Here is a 15,702-nt window from a genome sequence, read left to right on the forward strand (position 1 = left end):
CGCAAACAGCAAACATCGGGAGTGATCAATGAACAAGGTGGAATTCCTCAGCGTCACCAAAGTTCCCTTTGCCGAACGCTATGACAACTTCATCGGCGGCAAATTCGTCGCGCCGATCTCCGGCAAATATTTCGACAACGCCTCGCCGGTGAACGGCCAGGTCGTCTGCAAGATCGCGCGCTCGGACGCGCAGGACGTCGAGCTGGCCCTCGACGCGGCGCATGCCGCCAAGGGCGCTTGGGGCCGTACCAGCGTCGCCGAGCGCGCCGCGGTCCTGAACCGGATCGCCGATCGCATGGAAGAAAATCTCGAGCGTCTCGCCATCGCCGAGACCTGGGACAACGGCAAGCCGATCCGCGAGACCCGCGCCGCCGACATCCCGCTCGCCATCGATCACTTCCGCTACTTCGCCGGCGTCGTTCGCGCCCAGGAAGGTTCGATCGGGGAGATCGACCACGACACCATCGCCTATCATTTCCACGAGCCGCTCGGCGTGGTCGGTCAGATCATCCCCTGGAACTTCCCGCTGCTGATGGCCTGCTGGAAGCTCGCCCCCGCGCTCGCCGCCGGCAATTGCGTCGTGCTCAAGCCCGCCGAGCAGACACCGGCCTCGATCATGGTCTGGGCCGAGATCATCGCCGACATCCTGCCGGCAGGCGTCCTCAACATCGTCAACGGCTTTGGCCTCGAAGCCGGCAAGCCGCTGGCATCGAGCCCGCGCATCGCCAAGATCGCCTTCACCGGCGAGACCACGACGGGCCGGCTGATCATGCAATATGCCAGCCAGAACCTCATTCCGGTCACGCTGGAGCTCGGCGGCAAGTCGCCGAACATCTTCTTCAACGACGTCACCGCCGAGGACGACGATTACTTCGACAAGGCGATCGAGGGCTTCGTCATGTTCGCGCTGAACCAGGGCGAGGTCTGCACCTGTCCGAGCCGCGCGCTGGTCCACGCCGACATCTATGACCGCTTCATGGAGCGGGCGCTGAAGCGCGTCGCCGCGATCAAGCAGGGCGACCCGCGCGATGCCGCCACCATGATCGGCGCGCAGGCATCCGGCGAGCAGCTCGCAAAAATCCTGTCCTACATCGACATCGGCAAGCAGGAGGGCGCCAAGGTGCTCGCCGGCGGCGGACGTGCCGAGCTCGGCGGCGATCTCGCCGGCGGCTTCTACGTCAAGCCGACCGTGTTCGAGGGCCACAACAAGATGCGAATCTTCCAGGAGGAGATCTTTGGCCCCGTGGTCTCGGTCACGACCTTCAAGAACGACGAGGAGGCGCTCGAGATCGCCAACGACACGCTCTACGGCCTCGGGGCCGGCGTCTGGAGCCGCGATGCCAACCGCTGCTACCGCTTCGGCCGGGCCATCCAGGCCGGCCGGGTCTGGACCAATTGCTACCACGCCTATCCCGCCCATGCGGCGTTTGGCGGCTACAAGCAGTCGGGCGTCGGTCGCGAGACCCACAAGATGATGCTCGATCATTATCAGCAGACCAAGAATCTCCTGGTCAGCTACAGCCCGAAGAAGCTCGGCTTCTTCTGATCGAGGTGCGGAGAGGGCGGCGCCATCTTGGCGCCGTCCGCTCCGAAGGCCCGGATCGGCATGGTCCATAGTTCTTGATCCGGCCACGAATCCGCACGCGCACGTGGCGCGCATAGATTTGTTGCCCGATCAGCGCCAAAGATTTTCCAATATTTCGGCCACGTTGCACTGCGGCATAATGAAAGTCGTGCCATGCCGCTGCGGTGCTTTCCAAGGGCGTTTGAGTTGGGTTAGAGAGGACGAAAGTTTTCTCTGACCCGGAATTCCCATGGCCGCACCCAAGAAAGCCGCCGCAAGCACTCCACAGGACAAGACCGACGGCGGTTCGCCCCCGGAATTCACGAAGGAGCAGGAGCTCAAGGCGCTCCGCGACATGCTCCTGATTCGGCGGTTCGAGGAAAAGGCCGGCCAGCTCTACGGCATGGGCGCGATCGGCGGCTTCTGCCACCTCTATATCGGCCAGGAGGCCGTGGTGGTCGGCATGCAGATGGCCCTGAAGCAGGGCGATCAGGTCATCACCGGCTATCGCGACCACGGCCACATGCTTGCCACCGGGATGGATGCCAACGGCGTCATGGCCGAGCTCACCGGCCGCCGCGGCGGCTATTCCAAGGGCAAGGGCGGCTCCATGCACATGTTCAGCAAGGAGAAGCACTTCTACGGCGGCCACGGCATCGTCGGCGCCCAGGTCTCGCTCGGCACCGGTCTGGCCTTCGCCAATCACTATCGCGGCAACGACAATGTCAGCGTCACCTATTTCGGCGACGGCGCGGCCAACCAGGGCCAGGTCTATGAGAGCTTCAACATGGCGGAGCTCTGGAAGCTTCCGGTGATCTTCGTCATCGAGAACAACCGCTACGCCATGGGCACCTCGGTCTCGCGCGCCTCGGCGCAGCAGGATTTCTCCAAGCGCGGCGCGTCCTTCAACATTCCCGGCAAGCAGGTCGACGGCATGGACGTCCGCGCCGTCAAGGCCGCCGGCGACGAAGCCGCCGCCTGGTGCCGCGCCGGCAAGGGTCCCTTCATCCTGGAGATGCAGACCTATCGCTATCGCGGCCACTCGATGTCCGATCCTGCAAAATATCGCACACGCGAGGAGGTCGAGAAGGTCCGCCACGACCAGGACCCGATCGAGCAGGTGCGCAACCGCCTCCTGGCTGGCAAGGTCAGCGAGGCCGATCTCAAGGCGATCGACGCCGAGGTGCGCGACATCGTCAACGCGTCCGCCGATTTCGCCCAACATGATCCCGAGCCGGATGCCGCCGAGCTCTGGACCGACGTTTACCGCTGAACGCGCGCAAGCTTTCTTTTGGAGTCGATATGCCAATTCAAGTGCTGATGCCCGCGTTGTCGCCCACGATGGAGAAGGGCAACCTCGCCAAATGGCTGAAGAAAGAGGGCGAGACGATCAAGTCCGGCGATGTCATCGCCGAGATCGAGACCGATAAGGCGACCATGGAGGTCGAAGCGACCGACGAGGGGACGCTCGGCAAGATCCTGATCCCCGAGGGCACCGCCGACGTCGCGGTGAATACGCCGATCGCGACCATTCTCGCCGACGGCGAAAGCGCCGCCGATCTTGCCAAAGCGCCTGCACCGGCCGCGCAGAAGGCTGCCGAGTCCGCACCGCCCGCCGCGGCGAAGGCCGAGGCGCCCGCACCCAAGGCCGCTCCTGCGCCGCAGGCCGTCGCCGAGCCCGATCCGGAAGTGCCCGCGGGCACCGAGATGGTGACGCAGACCATCCGCGAAGCCTTGCGCGATGCCATGGCCGAAGAGATGCGCCGCGACGCCGACGTCTTCGTGATGGGCGAAGAGGTCGCCGAATATCAGGGCGCCTACAAGGTGACGCAGGGCCTGCTCCAGGAGTTCGGAGCCAAGCGCGTTATCGACACCCCGATCACCGAGCACGGCTTTGCCGGCGTCGGCGTCGGTGCCGCGATGACGGGCCTCAAGCCGATCGTCGAGTTCATGACCTTCAACTTCGCCATGCAGGCGATCGACCAGATCATCAACTCCGCGGCCAAGACGCTCTATATGTCCGGCGGCCAGATGGGCTGCTCGATCGTGTTCCGCGGGCCGAACGGTGCGGCTGCGCGCGTTGCCGCCCAGCACAGCCAGGATTATTCGGCCTGGTACTCGAACGTCCCGGGTCTCAAGGTCGTCGCACCGTTCTCGGCTGCCGACTACAAGGGTCTTCTGAAGGCCGCGATCCGCGATCCCAATCCGGTGATCTTCCTCGAGAACGAGGTGCTCTACGGCCACACCGGCGAGGTGCCGAAGCTCGACGATTTCGTAATCCCCATCGGCAAGGCCCGCATCGTGCGTTCTGGCAGCCATGTCTCGATCATCTCCTGGTCGAACGGCATGACCTATGCGCTGAAGGCGGCCGACGAGCTCGCCAAGGAGGGCATCGAGGCCGAGGTGATCGACCTGCGCACGCTGCGTCCGATGGACACCGAGACCATCATCAACTCCGTCAAGAAAACGGGGCGCGCCGTCACGGTGGAAGAGGGTTGGGCCCAGAGCGGCGTCGGCGCCGAGATTGCCGCGCGCATCATGGAGAACGCCTTCGATTATCTGGATGCGCCGGTTGCTCGCGTCTCCGGCAAGGACGTGCCGATGCCCTATGCCGCGAACCTGGAGAAGCTCGCGCTGCCCTCGGCGGCAGAAGTCGTCGAGGCCGCTAAAGCCGTCTGCTACAGGTAGACCATGGCGGGCCCGAAGGAGCAGCCACTTCCGCCCGACGTCATGACCCGCGACGACGCGGTCGAGATCCTGCGCGTGTTCGTGCTGGACGGCGGGCTGTCGATGGCGTTCCAGCGCGCCTTCGAGGAGCCCGACATGTGGGGGCTGCTGCTCGTCGATCTCGCCCGCCACGCCGCGCGCGCCTATGCGCGCGAGAGCGAATATACCGAAGAGGACGCGCTGAACCGGATCCTGGAGATGTTCCAGGCCGAGATCGAGCGTCCCACCGACACCGGCACCACGACGCCGCGCGGCAAGGGACACTGACCGTGGCGATCGAATCCCATCATTTCGATTTCATGCTGGAGGCGATCCGCGAGGCGGAGGCTTCGATTGCGCAGGGCGGCCTGCCGATCGGCGCGGTGCTGACGCGCGACAACAAAATCATCGCCCGCGGCCACAACAACCGCGTGCAGGAGAACAATCCGATCCTGCACGGCGAGATGAGCTGCCTGCGCGAAGCCGGCGCGATCTCGTTTCACGACACGGTCATGTACACCACGCTGTCGCCATGTTCGATGTGCGCCGGCGCGCTGGGGCTGTTCAAGGTCAAGCTCGTGGTGATCGGGGAATCCGTCACTTTCGAGGGATCCAAGGACATCCTCGACAAGTTCGGCATCCCCTGGATCGATCTTGCCGACGAGCGCTCCATCACCATGATGAAGAATTGGCGTTCCATCCCTGCCAATGAACGCCTGTGGCAGGGCGACATCGGCAACTAAACCTGGTCTGTTCGTCTCCGCTGTCGGAGGCGACATTTTGCAAAGTTCTTCTTGAGGTCAGCATGCCCATCAACATCCTGATGCCCGCTCTCTCGCCAACGATGGAGAAGGGCAACCTCGCCAAGTGGCTGAAGAAGGAAGGCGACAAGGTCAAATCCGGCGATGTCATCGCCGAGATCGAGACCGACAAGGCGACCATGGAGGTCGAGGCCATCGACGAGGGCACGATCGCCAAGATCCTGGTGCCCGAGGGCACGCAGGACGTCCCGGTCAACGACGTGATCGCGGTGCTCGCTGGCGAAGGTGAGGACGTGAAGGCTGCGGGTGCCGCCAAGCCCAGCGCTTCGGCCGCACCTCCGAAAGCCGCTGAGGCTCCCGCTGCGGCGCCGGCTCCCGCGGCTGCGCCTGCCGCTCCCAAAGCCGCGCCGCCGGCTGCTGCACCTGCGCCGCAGGCCGCAACTCCGGCCGCGCAGAGCAACGGCCAAGGTGGTCGCGTGTTCTCCTCGCCGCTGGCGCGGCGTCTCGCCAAGGACGCCGGCATCGACGTGGCGATGGTATCAGGCACCGGCCCGCACGGCCGCGTCGTCGCGCGCGACGTCGAGCAGGCCAAGTCGGGCAAGGGCCTGAAGGCGCCTGCCGCGGCACCGTCCGGTGCGCCCTCGATCGCGCCCACCATGTCGGACAAGCAGATCCTGTCGCTGTTCGAGCCCGGCTCCTACGACATCGTCCCGCATGACGGCATGCGTCGCACCATTGCCCAGCGCCTGACCGCATCGATCCAGAACGTCCCGCACTTCTACCTGACCATCGACTGCGACATCGGCAAGCTGCTCGCTGCGCGCGAGGAGATCAACGCTGCCGCGCCGAAGGACAAGGAGAAGAAGCCGCTCTACAAGATCTCGGTCAACGACTTCGTCATCAAGGCGATGGCGGTGGCGCTGCAGAAGATCCCGAACTGCAATGTCAGCTGGACCGAAAGCGGCATGGTCAAGCACCACCATTCCGACGTCGGCGTCGCCGTGGCGATGCCGGGCGGCCTGATCACGCCGATCATCCGCAAGGCCGAGACCAAGACGCTGTCCACCATCTCGAACGAGATGAAGGATTTCGCCGCGCGCGCCCGTTCCCGCAAGCTGAAGCCCGAGGAGTACCAGGGCGGCACCACGGCGGTCTCCAACCTCGGCATGTACGGCATCAGCCACTTCACCGCCGTGATCAACCCGCCGCATGCGACCATCCTGGCGGTCGGCACCAGCGAGGAGCGCCCTGTGGTGCGCGGCGGCAAGATCGAGATCGCGCACATGATGAGCGTGACCCTGTCCTGTGATCACCGCGCTATCGACGGCGCGCTCGGCGCCGAGCTGATCGGCGCGTTCAAGCAGCTGATCGAAAACCCCGTCATGATGATGGTCTGACGCGGCGGCAGAGGGCGCAATTTTGCATGTCCGTACCCGCTGGCCATGGATATCGCTGCTGCTCGGAGCCGTCGTCGCGCTCAACCCGATCGGGCTCGATTTTCTGCACTCTGCGTTCTTTGCCGGCGAGCAGCTGGCTCGGAACATCGCCCAGCCCATCGTGCTCATTGCTCTGGCCGTCATGGTCCTGGCGCTGATGCTCGAATGGCTGGTGAGGTCTTTTCTGGTCAAGCGCCGCGCCCGCGGCGCCTCTTGAGTTGAACGGGAGCCGCCATGGCCGACACATCCTTCGACATCATCATCATCGGCTCCGGTCCCGGCGGCTATGTCACCGCGATCCGCGCCGCTCAGCTCGGTTTCAAGGTCGCGATCGTCGAGAAGTCGTATCTCGGCGGCATCTGCCTGAACTGGGGCTGCATCCCGACCAAGGCGCTGCTGCGCTCCGCCGAGATCTATCACTACATGCAGCACGCCAAGGACTACGGCCTCTCGGCGGAGAAGGTCTCGTTCGACCCGAAGGCCGTCGTGCAGCGCTCGCGCGGCGTCTCCAAGCGGCTGAACGACGGCGTCGGCTTCCTGATGAAGAAGAACAAGGTGAGCGTGATCTGGGGCGCGGCTTCGATCGACGCGCCCGGCAAGGTCACTGTGAAGAAGTCCGACGTCGAGGCGCCGAAGGGCACGCTGGGCGAGGGGAGCTATCAGGCCAAGCACATCATCGTCGCGACCGGCGCGCGGCCGCGCGTGCTGCCCGGGCTCGAGCCCGACAAGAAGCTGGTCTGGACCTATTTCGAGGCCATGGTGCCGGAGAAGATGCCGAAATCGCTGCTGGTGGTCGGCTCCGGCGCGATCGGCATCGAGTTCGCCTCGTTCTTCCACACCATGGGCTCGGACGTGACCGTGGTCGAGGTGCTGCCGCAGATCCTCCCCGTCGAGGACGCCGAGATCGCAGGCCTTGCGCGCAAGCGGCTGGAGAAGCAGGGCATCAAGATCATGTCCTCGACCAAGGTGACCAAGCTGGAGAAGAAGGCCGACAGCGTCGTCGCCACCATCGACGATGGCAAGGGCAAGCCTGTCACGACCGAGTTCGAGCGCGTGATCTCGGCGGTCGGCGTCGTCGGCAATATCGAGAATCTCGGCCTGGAAAAAATCGGCGTGAAGACCGACCGCGGCGTCATCGTGATCGACGGCTACGGCAAGACCAACGTCCCCGGCATCTACGCGATCGGCGACGTCGCGGGGCCCCCGATGCTCGCCCACAAGGCCGAGCATGAGGGCGTGATCTGCGTCGAGGCGATCAAGGGCCTGCATCCGCATCCCATGGACAAGAACCTGATCCCGGGCTGCACCTATTGCCAGCCGCAGGTCGCGTCCGTTGGTTTGACGGAAGCCAAGGCCAAGGAGAGCGGCCGGGAGATTCGCGTCGGCCGCTTCCCCTTCGTCGGAAACGGCAAGGCGATCGCGCTCGGTGAGGACCAGGGCCTGGTCAAGGTCATCTTCGACAAGAAGACCGGCCAGTTGCTCGGCGCCCACATGGTCGGTGCTGAAGTGACCGAGCTGATCCAGGGCTACGTCGTCGCCATGAACCTGGAGACCACGGAAGAAGAGCTGATGCACACAGTGTTCCCGCATCCGACCCTGTCGGAGATGATGAAGGAAGCCGTGCTGGATGCGTATGGGCGGGTATTGAATATCTGATGGATGAGCCAGCGGGCTGTGGGACCAGTCATCCTGAGGTGCGAGGCCAGCGGTGCATAGCACGGCTGGCCGAGCTCGAAGGATGAAGGGCCGAGCTCCAGCAGCCGGGCTCGTCGCCCTTCGAGGCCTCCGCTTCGTTCCGGCGCCTCAGGGTGACGGGTTTGATAGAGAAATACGAAAACAAGAAGAGGGAATGAACCCATGCACGACAACGACAACCTCACCATCGAACGCCCGACCTTCGTCACCCATCTCGAATGCGCGATGGAGGGCGATCACTACGCGGCCGACCAGGTCCACAATCTCTCCAAGGCCGGCAAGCCGCTGCTCGTCCGCTACGATCTCGCCGGCGTGAAGAAGGCGCTGACCAAGGACGCGCTCGCGCAGCGCCCCGGCGACATGTGGCGCTACCGCGAGTTGCTGCCCGTGCGCAAATGCAAGGACATCGTCTCGCTCGGCGAAGTCACCACGCCCCTGATCCGGCTGCCGAAGCTCGGCAAGAAGCTCGGCGGCGGCGAGATCATCGTCAAGGACGAGGGCCGTTTGCCGACCGGTTCGTTCAAGGCGCGCGGCCTCGTGATGGCCGTGTCGATGGGCAAGGCGCTCGGCATCAAGCACATGGCGATGCCGACCAACGGCAATGCCGGCGCGGCGCTCGCGGCCTATGCGACGTCCTGCGGCATCAAGACCACGATCTTCTGCCCGGCCGATACGCCGGAGGTGAACGTCAGCGAGATCGAGCTGCAGGGCGCGACCGTCTACCGCGTCAACGGCTATATCGATGATTGCGGCAAGATCGTCGGCGAGGGCAAGGCAAAAGTCGGCTGGTTCGACACCTCGACCTTGAAGGAGCCGTACCGCATCGAGGGCAAGAAGACGATGGGTCTCGAACTCACCGAGCAGCTCGGTTGGGACGTGCCCGACGTGATCTTCTATCCGACCGGCGGCGGCACCGGCCTGATCGGCATGTGGAAGGCGTTCGACGAGCTCGAGAAGATCGGCTTCATCGGTTCGAAACGCCCGCGCATGGTCGCGGTGCAGGCCTCCGGTTGCGCGCCGATGGTGCGGGCCTATGACGCCGGCACCGAGCATGCGACACGCTGGGAGGACGCCCACACGATCGCGTCCGGCATCCGCGTGCCGCAGGCGATCGGCGATTTCCTGATCCTGCGCGCGGTGCGCGAGAGCAAGGGCTTTGCCATCGCGGTCGACGACGACAAGATTTCGTTGGCGCTGAACGAGGTCGCGCGCGAGGAGGGGCTGCTGCTCTGCCCCGAGGGCGCCGCCACCTACGCCGCCTACAAGGACAGCCTCGCAGCCGGCCGCGTCTCGAAGGATGACCGCGTCATGCTGTTCAATTGCGCGACCGGCCTGAAATACCCGCTGCCGCCGGTCACCCGCACGCTCGACCGTCACAAGCCGATCGACTACACGCAGTTCTAGCTTGCTTCTCCCTCGCCCCGCTTGCGGGGGCGCGACCGAGCTTCGCTCGCGCTGGGAGGGTTGGGGTGAGGGGGAGTCTCCGCGGGGGCGGTGACAGCTGAACTTGCGGAGACTCCCCCTCACCCGAAATCCGCGCTACGCGCGAATTCCGACCTCTCCCCGCAAGCGGGGCGAGGTGAAGAAAAACAAGAACGACATCGCTGGGGAGAAGACAATGACGAAGGCCGTCTGGGCTGCGCTGTTTGCTATTCTCGCTGTGACCGGCGCCGCGCGCGCCGATGACTATCCCTCCCGTCCCATCACCATCATCGTGCCCTTCTCGGCCGGCGGCCCGTCGGATGCGATGGCGCGTGTGCTCGCCGAGCGGATGCGAACTGCGCTCGGCCAGCCCCTCGTGGTCGAGAACGTCACCGGCGCGGGCGGGTCGATCGGCGTCGGCCGTGCCGTGCAATCGCCGCCGGACGGCTACACCATCTCCTTCGGCCATCTCGGCACCCACGTCGCCAATGGCGCCGTCTACAAGCTCAAATACGACCTCGTGGCCGACCTCGAGCCGGTGGTGCTGCTGCCGAGCAATCCGATGATCGTCGTCAGTAAGAACGCTGTGCCGGCGACGTCGCTGAAAGAGCTGATCGAATGGCTGAAGTCACGCCCGTCGCCGCCGACAGCGGGCACCGCCGGCGCGGGCTCCGGCAGCCATATCGCCGGCGTCTATTTCGAGAGCGTCTCCGGCATCAAGCTGCAATACGTGCCGTATCGCGGCACCGCGCCCGCGTTGAACGATCTCATCGCCGGTCAGATCGACGTCATCGTCGACCAGACCTCCAACTCGATTGCCCAGGTCCGCGCCGGCACCATCCGCGCCTATGCCGTCACCGACGACAAGCGCCTGTCCTCGGCGCCGGAGATTCCGACAGCGGAGGAGGCGGGGCTCAAAGGCTTCAACATGACGCTGTGGTCGGGCATGTGGGTGCCGAAGGGCACTCCCAAGGAAATCGTTGCCAAACTCAATGCTGCGGCGGTGGAGGCGCTGAACGATCCCGCCGTGAAGAAGCAGCTCGAAAGCCAGGGGCTGGAGATGACGCCCAAGGATCAGCTCACGCCGGAAGCGCTCGGCACCCGCCAGAAGGCCGAGATCGCCAAATGGTGGCCGATGATCAAGGCGGCGAACATCAAGGTGGATTGAGCACGTCGCATGGCCGCGGGCCTGTCCTGGCCGTGGGAATCCGGCGCCGCCGCATCACATCGTGGCGTCACCGGGCTCCGACAGTGCGGTCTCCAGGCACTGCATCAGGGCCGGCGTTGAAAACGGCTTGGCGAGAAAGCAGGTCGCGCCGGCCCTGAGTGCGCGGTCGCGTACGGACTCGTCCGGAAAAGCCGTCATGAAGATGAAAGGCGTGACGTGCCCGAGACCGCGCATATGCGTCAACAGCTCGACGCCGCTCATGACCGACATCTGCACGTCCGTGATCACGCAGCAGGTCGTCTCAAGTTCGGGTGATTGGAGAAATTCGTGAGCCGAACCAAAGGTGTGGACCGTATACCCGCGCGACGTCAGGAGGTTGTTCGTCGCAAGACGAACGGAGGGATCATCATCAATGACGGAAATGATCGAAGACGCTGACAATATGATCGCTCCTGCACGGGGAGCCGCCGGCCGCGATTCAGCCGCTCGAGGCAAGGTGGGCCACCGGAGCGAGATTGGAAAGCATACTTAGGTTTGCAGATGACCCCTGTTGCGCGGGATTCCGAGCGCGTCGGTCATTCTGACGAGGTCCGCCAACGACTTCGCTGCCATTTTCCGCATGATCTGGCCGCGATAGATCTTCACGGTGATTTCAGCCAATCCCAGCTCGGCGGCGACCTGCTTGTTCATCAGGCCGGATGCAACCAGGGCGAGCACGTCGCGTTCGCGCGCCGTCAGCCCCTCGTAACGGGATCGCACGCCCGAGATCGACTGCTCGGCATCGCGCCGCTTGCGATCGCGTTCGATCGCAGCCTGCACCGCATCCAGCATGTCCTGGTCGCGCACCGGCTTGGTCAGAAAATCGACGGCACCGCTCTTCATGGCTCTTACGGTCATGGGAATATCGCCGTGACCGGTGATGAAGATGATGGGCGTGTGAATATTGGCTTTGGCGAGGTCCGCCTGGAGGTCGAGGCCACTCAAGCCTGGCAGGCGGATGTCGAGCACGAGGCAACTGGGGACCGCAGGCGGTTTGGCTTCCATGATCTCCGCCGCCGAACTGAAGGCTTCGACCTTGAGACCGACCGATTGAAAGAGATTGGTGAGCGCACGGCGCATCGACGGATCATCATCGACGATCAGGACGATCGGATCAGCGGCGCTCGCCTGGGCCTGCTTGGCATGATCAGTCACGACGTGTCCTTGTGTGGCAAGGGCAGGGCGATCTGGAATGTTGCACCACTCCCTTCATTTTGAATGGCCGAAAGCCGGCCCGCATGAGCCTCGATGATCGATCGGCAGATCGAGAGTCCCATTCCGAGACCGCCCGATTTCGTCGTGAAGAAGGGGTTGAAGATGCGTTCCTTGACGTCTTTGCCAAGGCCGACACCGCGGTCCGTCACGGTGAGGAGCAGGCGGTCGTCGTCCGTCCGGCTCGAGCGGATCGCCAGCTCGCGCGGGCGGTCGACATTGGCATGCATGGCTTCGATGCCGTTCACCACCAGGTTGATCAGCACCTGCTGTAGCTGGATCCGGTCGCCGCAAATGCTGGGCAGGTCGGACGCCAACTCCATTCGCACCGACACGGCATGGATCGCGAGCTCGCGCCGAACCAGCGCCACTGCCTCCCTGACGACCTGGTTGATGTCGAGTGGAGCCATTTCGATCTCGGTCTTCTTCGCAAGCGCTCTGATCCGGCGGATCACCTCGCTTGCCCGGTTGGCGTCCTCGACAATCCATTCTGCGGAACGGCGCGCGGCCTTCAGGTCGGCGGGGTCGCGGTCAAGCCAAGCGATGCAAGCGTCCGCATTGGAGATCACCGCGGCAATGGGCTGGGTGATTTCGTGGGCAATCGAGGTGGTCAGTTCGCCGAGCGTCGTGACGCGGGTGACGTGGGCGAGCTCGCCTTGCGCCTTGCGCAGCGCCTCTTCCGCCTGCTCGACGCGGATTGCCGCCGTGACGTCGCTGCTGACGCCGCGATAGCCGAGAAAATTGCCTGCCGCATCATGGAACGGCTTGCCGCTGGTCCGCACGTAGATTGGAGATCCGTTGCCATCCCTGCTGCGGTAGATCAGATCGCGGAATGCAACGTGGGCATCGAGCGCCGCGCGATGCTGCTCCCATTTCTCCGGCTCGAACTCGGCGTCGGGCGGAATGTCCCAGCGGGTCAGGCCGATCAGGCCCTTCGGCGCCGCGCTGGAGGTTTCGGCATGCTCCGATATCCTGGTGATGCGGTGGTCCGGCCCGGTCTCCCAGAACCAGTCGGATGCGGTTTCGGCATAGTCGCGGAATCGCTGTTCGGATGTCTTGAGCTCGTCGAACGCCTTATGCAGCGCATCTTTCGCCGCGAACTGCTCGGTGACGTCCACGTGCGTGCCGATGATTTCCATCACCTCGCCGTCGCGGCCGATCACAGGATGTCCCTCGCTGTGGACGCGTCTGATCGAGCCGTCGGGGCGCACAATCCGGAAGTCGATCTGGAAGGGCTGCTTTTGCCTGACAGCTTCACGTTCCACCTCGACAATCCGCCGAAAGTCCTCCGGCAGGATACGTTGCTGAAAAGCCCGGGCCGGGACATCGGTCTGGTCCGGCTCAAACCCGAACAGTCGGTACAGTTCAGTCGAGCGGTAGGCGAACTCCTGACGATGAACGTCCCAAGCCCAGCTGCTCGTATGGCTGAGGCGTTGGGCTTCGGCCAAATAGGCTTCGCTGCGACGCAGCCTCTGTTCCGCTTCCTTCGCAATCGTGACATCGGTCACCGCTCCGACGAACTCGATGCGCCCGGATGGGTGCCGCACGGCGCGCGCCACGGAATGGAGATATTTGATCGATCCGTCGGGCATCAGCAGGCGGTATTCGTGGTCGAAATCCTCCGCCAGCCGGTAGGCCCGATCAAGGGTGCTGCGGACTGTGTCGCGATCTTCCGGATGGATGCGCTGAAAGGCGAAGTTCAGGGTCGGCTTCGTCGCAGGGTCGCATTGGAAGATGCGGAAAGTCTCCCTCGACCAGACCGCCTCGCCGGTGGCGAGGTTCAAGCCGAAGCTGCCGGTGTGGCTCAATTCCTGGGCCTGGGCGAGGTAGGCCTCGCTCTGTCGCAGCGCATCCTCGGTCTCCTTGCGCTGGGTGATGTTCTCGCAGGCGACCAGCAGGATCGGCGTGCCGTCGCCGCGCAACATCGCCTTGGCGTTCTCGCGGACCCAGAGCACCGACCCGTCCTTCCGGAACTTGCGAATCTCCCAGGTATGCGACTGGTCCACGGTCGTGAGGCACAAAGCGACGCATTGACGAACGAAGTCGTGGTCTTCCTCGAAGAAGACGTTCAGCACGGATTGGCCGATCAGCTCGGCCGTCGTGTAGCCCAGTTGTGCGGCGCCAAACGTATTCACGTTGAGCACCGTTCCGGCCGGATCGACCATGAAGTACATGACCGGGTTGTGCTCGAACACCTCGCGCCATTGCTTCATGGCGTCACGCAGATCGGCGTTCTGCCGCGAGGCCTCAGCGACCGCGGACCGGTCCTTCTCGCCGTTGCCGAATGATCGAAGCGCCGCAAGGCCGCCGAGCAGGAATTGTGCGGCCGAAGTCCCGATTTTCGTGATCTGGCCAGGCATCATCGCAAGCGTCCCGGCGCGCCAGCGTCAAGGCGAGTAGAGCACTTTGCCAGAACAGGGGCAATTGCCCCCGACCAAAGTCGGATTGCCGGCGAAACTCCCGGTTGCCGTGCAGCTTGCGCGCGTTGCTCCGTCTCGTTGCGCGGGCGGGCAGAGGTCCGCAAAACTACGGCCAAACCTATGTATAGCTCGCACAACCCTAGTTCTAGCGCGCATTTACCTCCGTACAATTGAGTGATGCGTTGCAGCCGGCCTAGTTTGGCAGCCAATCGAGAGGAGACGATTGCGGAGCACAAATTGCTGAAAGGCTCCGGGGGGGTTGCCCCCAAAAGAGCCAGGCTCTGCATCCGCCCCCTGACTTGCCGGGTGAATTGGCAGTCACGATTGAGAAGCCGCATTTTCCGTGACGACCGTGGCGACCCGTGCTTGCGCACAAGGAAGCCGGGACCCCTAAGAGGTCAAGAGGAGAGGATGATGTGCGATAGCCCCGACTACTCCGAGCGCCGTCCCGAGTCCAAAGGCTGTGCTGTCTGCGCGGCGAAGTTTGGCCTGATCCGATACTATTCCTGGCGGACGCCGGTCTGCTCGAGGAAATGCCTCGACCGGTTCAGGGCGCGCCGCGAGCGCGACCGTCGCTGGTTGTTCCGATATCAGGCGGCCTGAGGACCAGCCGCCGCGTCTGCCACCTCAGGCAATTTCTTCGTCGGGAGGCTGCGTTGAACCGTACCTGCAAGCTCCTGTTGGCGATCGCGCTGCCACTTTCGCTGGTGACGGGCGTGGAGGCCGACGAAGCCGGACCGGATGGTTCACATCGTCACCATCCGCCTCAGGATCAACTGCTGCACGAGAAGTTCTATTCGAGCTGGCACATGCCGGACAATCCGGTTCTGAGCTGCTGCAACAATGCCGATTGCTACCCGACCGAGATTCGCTACGTCGACGGCAGGATCTACGCGCGGCGCCGGGAAGACGGCAAATACATCCTGATCCCGTCGCAGAAGGTCGAGCGCAACAGAGACAATCCCGACGGTCGCAACCATATCTGCGCGCCACCGCCGTCCGCCTCTCTGGTCGACCTGGTCTACTGTTTCGCGCTGGGAGGTGCCACGTGAGATTCATATTGGTGAACGGCAGAACCCCGTTCCGCAAGACGTCGTGCCTTTGGTGCTGCGAGGAGATCGATGGTGGCTATCTGCGCGACGCCAGGACGCTGCTGCGCTACTGCGGCTACGACTGCTACGCACTTCATCACGAGTCCGCGCCGTTGATCGAGGGACGCACGCGCGCGGCATCTTGAGTAGTCGGGCCGCAGAACGCATTCGGCAGGAGAGGACACGGC

At 64.1% G+C, this 15,702-nt stretch carries 15 protein-coding genes; 12 read left to right on the top strand and 3 right to left on the bottom strand.

Going from position 1 to position 15,702, the window contains the following annotated elements; all coding sequences use genetic code 11:
* Window positions 1-28 precede the first annotated feature (28 nt).
* The 10 genes from adh (at window position 29) to GGD67_RS24740 (ending at window position 10,752) form a co-directional block, all read left to right on the top strand.
* Window positions 29-1,546 carry an aldehyde dehydrogenase gene (adh, locus tag GGD67_RS24695; protein ID WP_179736478.1) on the top strand — a complete coding sequence of 506 codons (1,518 nt, stop codon included), beginning with the start codon at window positions 29-31 and terminating at the stop codon, window positions 1,544-1,546.
* Window positions 1,547-1,814: 268 nt separating this feature from the next.
* On the top strand, window positions 1,815-2,837 hold the full coding sequence (gene pdhA, locus GGD67_RS24700) for a pyruvate dehydrogenase (acetyl-transferring) E1 component subunit alpha (protein ID WP_179736480.1): 1,023 nt from the start codon (window positions 1,815-1,817) through the stop codon (window positions 2,835-2,837).
* 29 nt (window positions 2,838-2,866) lie between these two features.
* On the top strand, window positions 2,867-4,252 hold the full coding sequence (locus GGD67_RS24705) for a pyruvate dehydrogenase complex E1 component subunit beta (RefSeq protein WP_018320290.1): 1,386 nt from the start codon (window positions 2,867-2,869) through the stop codon (window positions 4,250-4,252).
* A 3-nt stretch (window positions 4,253-4,255) separates the two neighbouring features.
* Complete coding sequence (locus GGD67_RS24710; RefSeq protein ID WP_018320291.1) at window positions 4,256-4,558, top strand: DUF5076 domain-containing protein; 303 nt, start codon at window positions 4,256-4,258, stop codon at window positions 4,556-4,558.
* A gap of 2 nt (window positions 4,559-4,560) precedes the next feature.
* On the top strand, window positions 4,561-5,013 hold the full coding sequence (locus GGD67_RS24715; protein WP_179736482.1) for a nucleoside deaminase: 453 nt from the start codon (window positions 4,561-4,563) through the stop codon (window positions 5,011-5,013).
* Window positions 5,014-5,075: 62 nt separating this feature from the next.
* Window positions 5,076-6,428 carry a pyruvate dehydrogenase complex dihydrolipoamide acetyltransferase gene (locus GGD67_RS24720; RefSeq protein ID WP_179736484.1) on the top strand — a complete coding sequence of 451 codons (1,353 nt, stop codon included), beginning with the start codon at window positions 5,076-5,078 and terminating at the stop codon, window positions 6,426-6,428.
* Between the two features lie 22 nt (window positions 6,429-6,450).
* Window positions 6,451-6,684: a hypothetical protein gene (locus GGD67_RS24725; RefSeq protein ID WP_018320294.1), complete on the top strand. Its 234-nt coding sequence runs from the start codon at window positions 6,451-6,453 to the stop codon at window positions 6,682-6,684.
* Between the two features lie 17 nt (window positions 6,685-6,701).
* Window positions 6,702-8,123 carry a dihydrolipoyl dehydrogenase gene (lpdA, locus tag GGD67_RS24730; protein ID WP_179736486.1) on the top strand — a complete coding sequence of 474 codons (1,422 nt, stop codon included), beginning with the start codon at window positions 6,702-6,704 and terminating at the stop codon, window positions 8,121-8,123.
* A gap of 201 nt (window positions 8,124-8,324) precedes the next feature.
* A complete protein-coding gene (locus tag GGD67_RS24735) occupies window positions 8,325-9,566 on the top strand; it encodes a threonine synthase (protein ID WP_179736488.1) in 1,242 nt (413 codons plus the stop codon).
* 214 nt (window positions 9,567-9,780) lie between these two features.
* Complete coding sequence (locus tag GGD67_RS24740) at window positions 9,781-10,752, top strand: tripartite tricarboxylate transporter substrate binding protein BugD (RefSeq protein WP_179736490.1); 972 nt, start codon at window positions 9,781-9,783, stop codon at window positions 10,750-10,752.
* Between the two features lie 54 nt (window positions 10,753-10,806).
* Here the strand turns inward: GGD67_RS24740 and GGD67_RS24745 are convergent, their stop codons facing one another.
* The 3 genes from GGD67_RS24745 to GGD67_RS24755 all read right to left on the bottom strand — a co-directional run bounded on the left by GGD67_RS24745 (window position 10,807) and on the right by GGD67_RS24755 (window position 14,366).
* Window positions 10,807-11,193: a response regulator transcription factor gene (locus tag GGD67_RS24745; protein WP_018320298.1), complete on the bottom strand. Its 387-nt coding sequence runs from the start codon at window positions 11,191-11,193 to the stop codon at window positions 10,807-10,809.
* 87 nt (window positions 11,194-11,280) lie between these two features.
* Window positions 11,281-11,946 carry a response regulator transcription factor gene (locus tag GGD67_RS24750; protein ID WP_092256941.1) on the bottom strand — a complete coding sequence of 222 codons (666 nt, stop codon included), beginning with the start codon at window positions 11,944-11,946 and terminating at the stop codon, window positions 11,281-11,283.
* Entirely contained in the window at window positions 11,943-14,366 is a 2,424-nt protein-coding gene (locus GGD67_RS24755; RefSeq protein WP_179736491.1) for a PAS domain S-box protein, read from the bottom strand. Before GGD67_RS24755 ends, GGD67_RS24750 begins: the two co-directional genes overlap by 4 nt.
* 713 nt (window positions 14,367-15,079) lie before the next feature.
* On the opposite strand from GGD67_RS24755, the gene GGD67_RS24760 reads away from it, so the two are divergent.
* Together GGD67_RS24760 and GGD67_RS24765 are read left to right on the top strand one after the other, a co-directional pair.
* Window positions 15,080-15,475, top strand: coding sequence for a hypothetical protein (locus tag GGD67_RS24760; RefSeq protein ID WP_092256935.1), 396 nt, complete (start codon window positions 15,080-15,082; stop codon window positions 15,473-15,475).
* Entirely contained in the window at window positions 15,472-15,660 is a 189-nt protein-coding gene (locus tag GGD67_RS24765) for a hypothetical protein (protein WP_177237119.1), read from the top strand. Before GGD67_RS24760 ends, GGD67_RS24765 begins: the two co-directional genes overlap by 4 nt.
* Window positions 15,661-15,702: the final 42 nt, after the last annotated feature.

This window comes from Bradyrhizobium sp. IAR9 (assembly GCF_013408065.1).
Lineage (GTDB): Bacteria > Pseudomonadota > Alphaproteobacteria > Rhizobiales > Xanthobacteraceae > Bradyrhizobium.

Excerpts from the sequence above, each read along its gene's own strand:
- pdhA (WP_179736480.1), top strand. The coding sequence starts at position 1,815 with ATGGCCGCACCCAAGAAAGCCGCCGCAAGCACTCCACAGGACAAGACC.
- GGD67_RS24720 (WP_179736484.1), top strand. The coding sequence starts at position 5,076 with ATGCCCATCAACATCCTGATGCCCGCTCTCTCGCCAACGATGGAGAAG.
- GGD67_RS24705 (WP_018320290.1), top strand. The coding sequence starts at position 2,867 with ATGCCAATTCAAGTGCTGATGCCCGCGTTGTCGCCCACGATGGAGAAG.
- lpdA (WP_179736486.1), top strand. The coding sequence starts at position 6,702 with ATGGCCGACACATCCTTCGACATCATCATCATCGGCTCCGGTCCCGGC.
- GGD67_RS24740 (WP_179736490.1), top strand. The coding sequence starts at position 9,781 with ATGACGAAGGCCGTCTGGGCTGCGCTGTTTGCTATTCTCGCTGTGACC.
- adh (WP_179736478.1), top strand. The coding sequence starts at position 29 with ATGAACAAGGTGGAATTCCTCAGCGTCACCAAAGTTCCCTTTGCCGAA.
- GGD67_RS24710 (WP_018320291.1), top strand. The coding sequence starts at position 4,256 with ATGGCGGGCCCGAAGGAGCAGCCACTTCCGCCCGACGTCATGACCCGC.
- GGD67_RS24755 (WP_179736491.1), bottom strand. The coding sequence starts at position 14,366 with ATGATGCCTGGCCAGATCACGAAAATCGGGACTTCGGCCGCACAATTC.
- GGD67_RS24735 (WP_179736488.1), top strand. The coding sequence starts at position 8,325 with ATGCACGACAACGACAACCTCACCATCGAACGCCCGACCTTCGTCACC.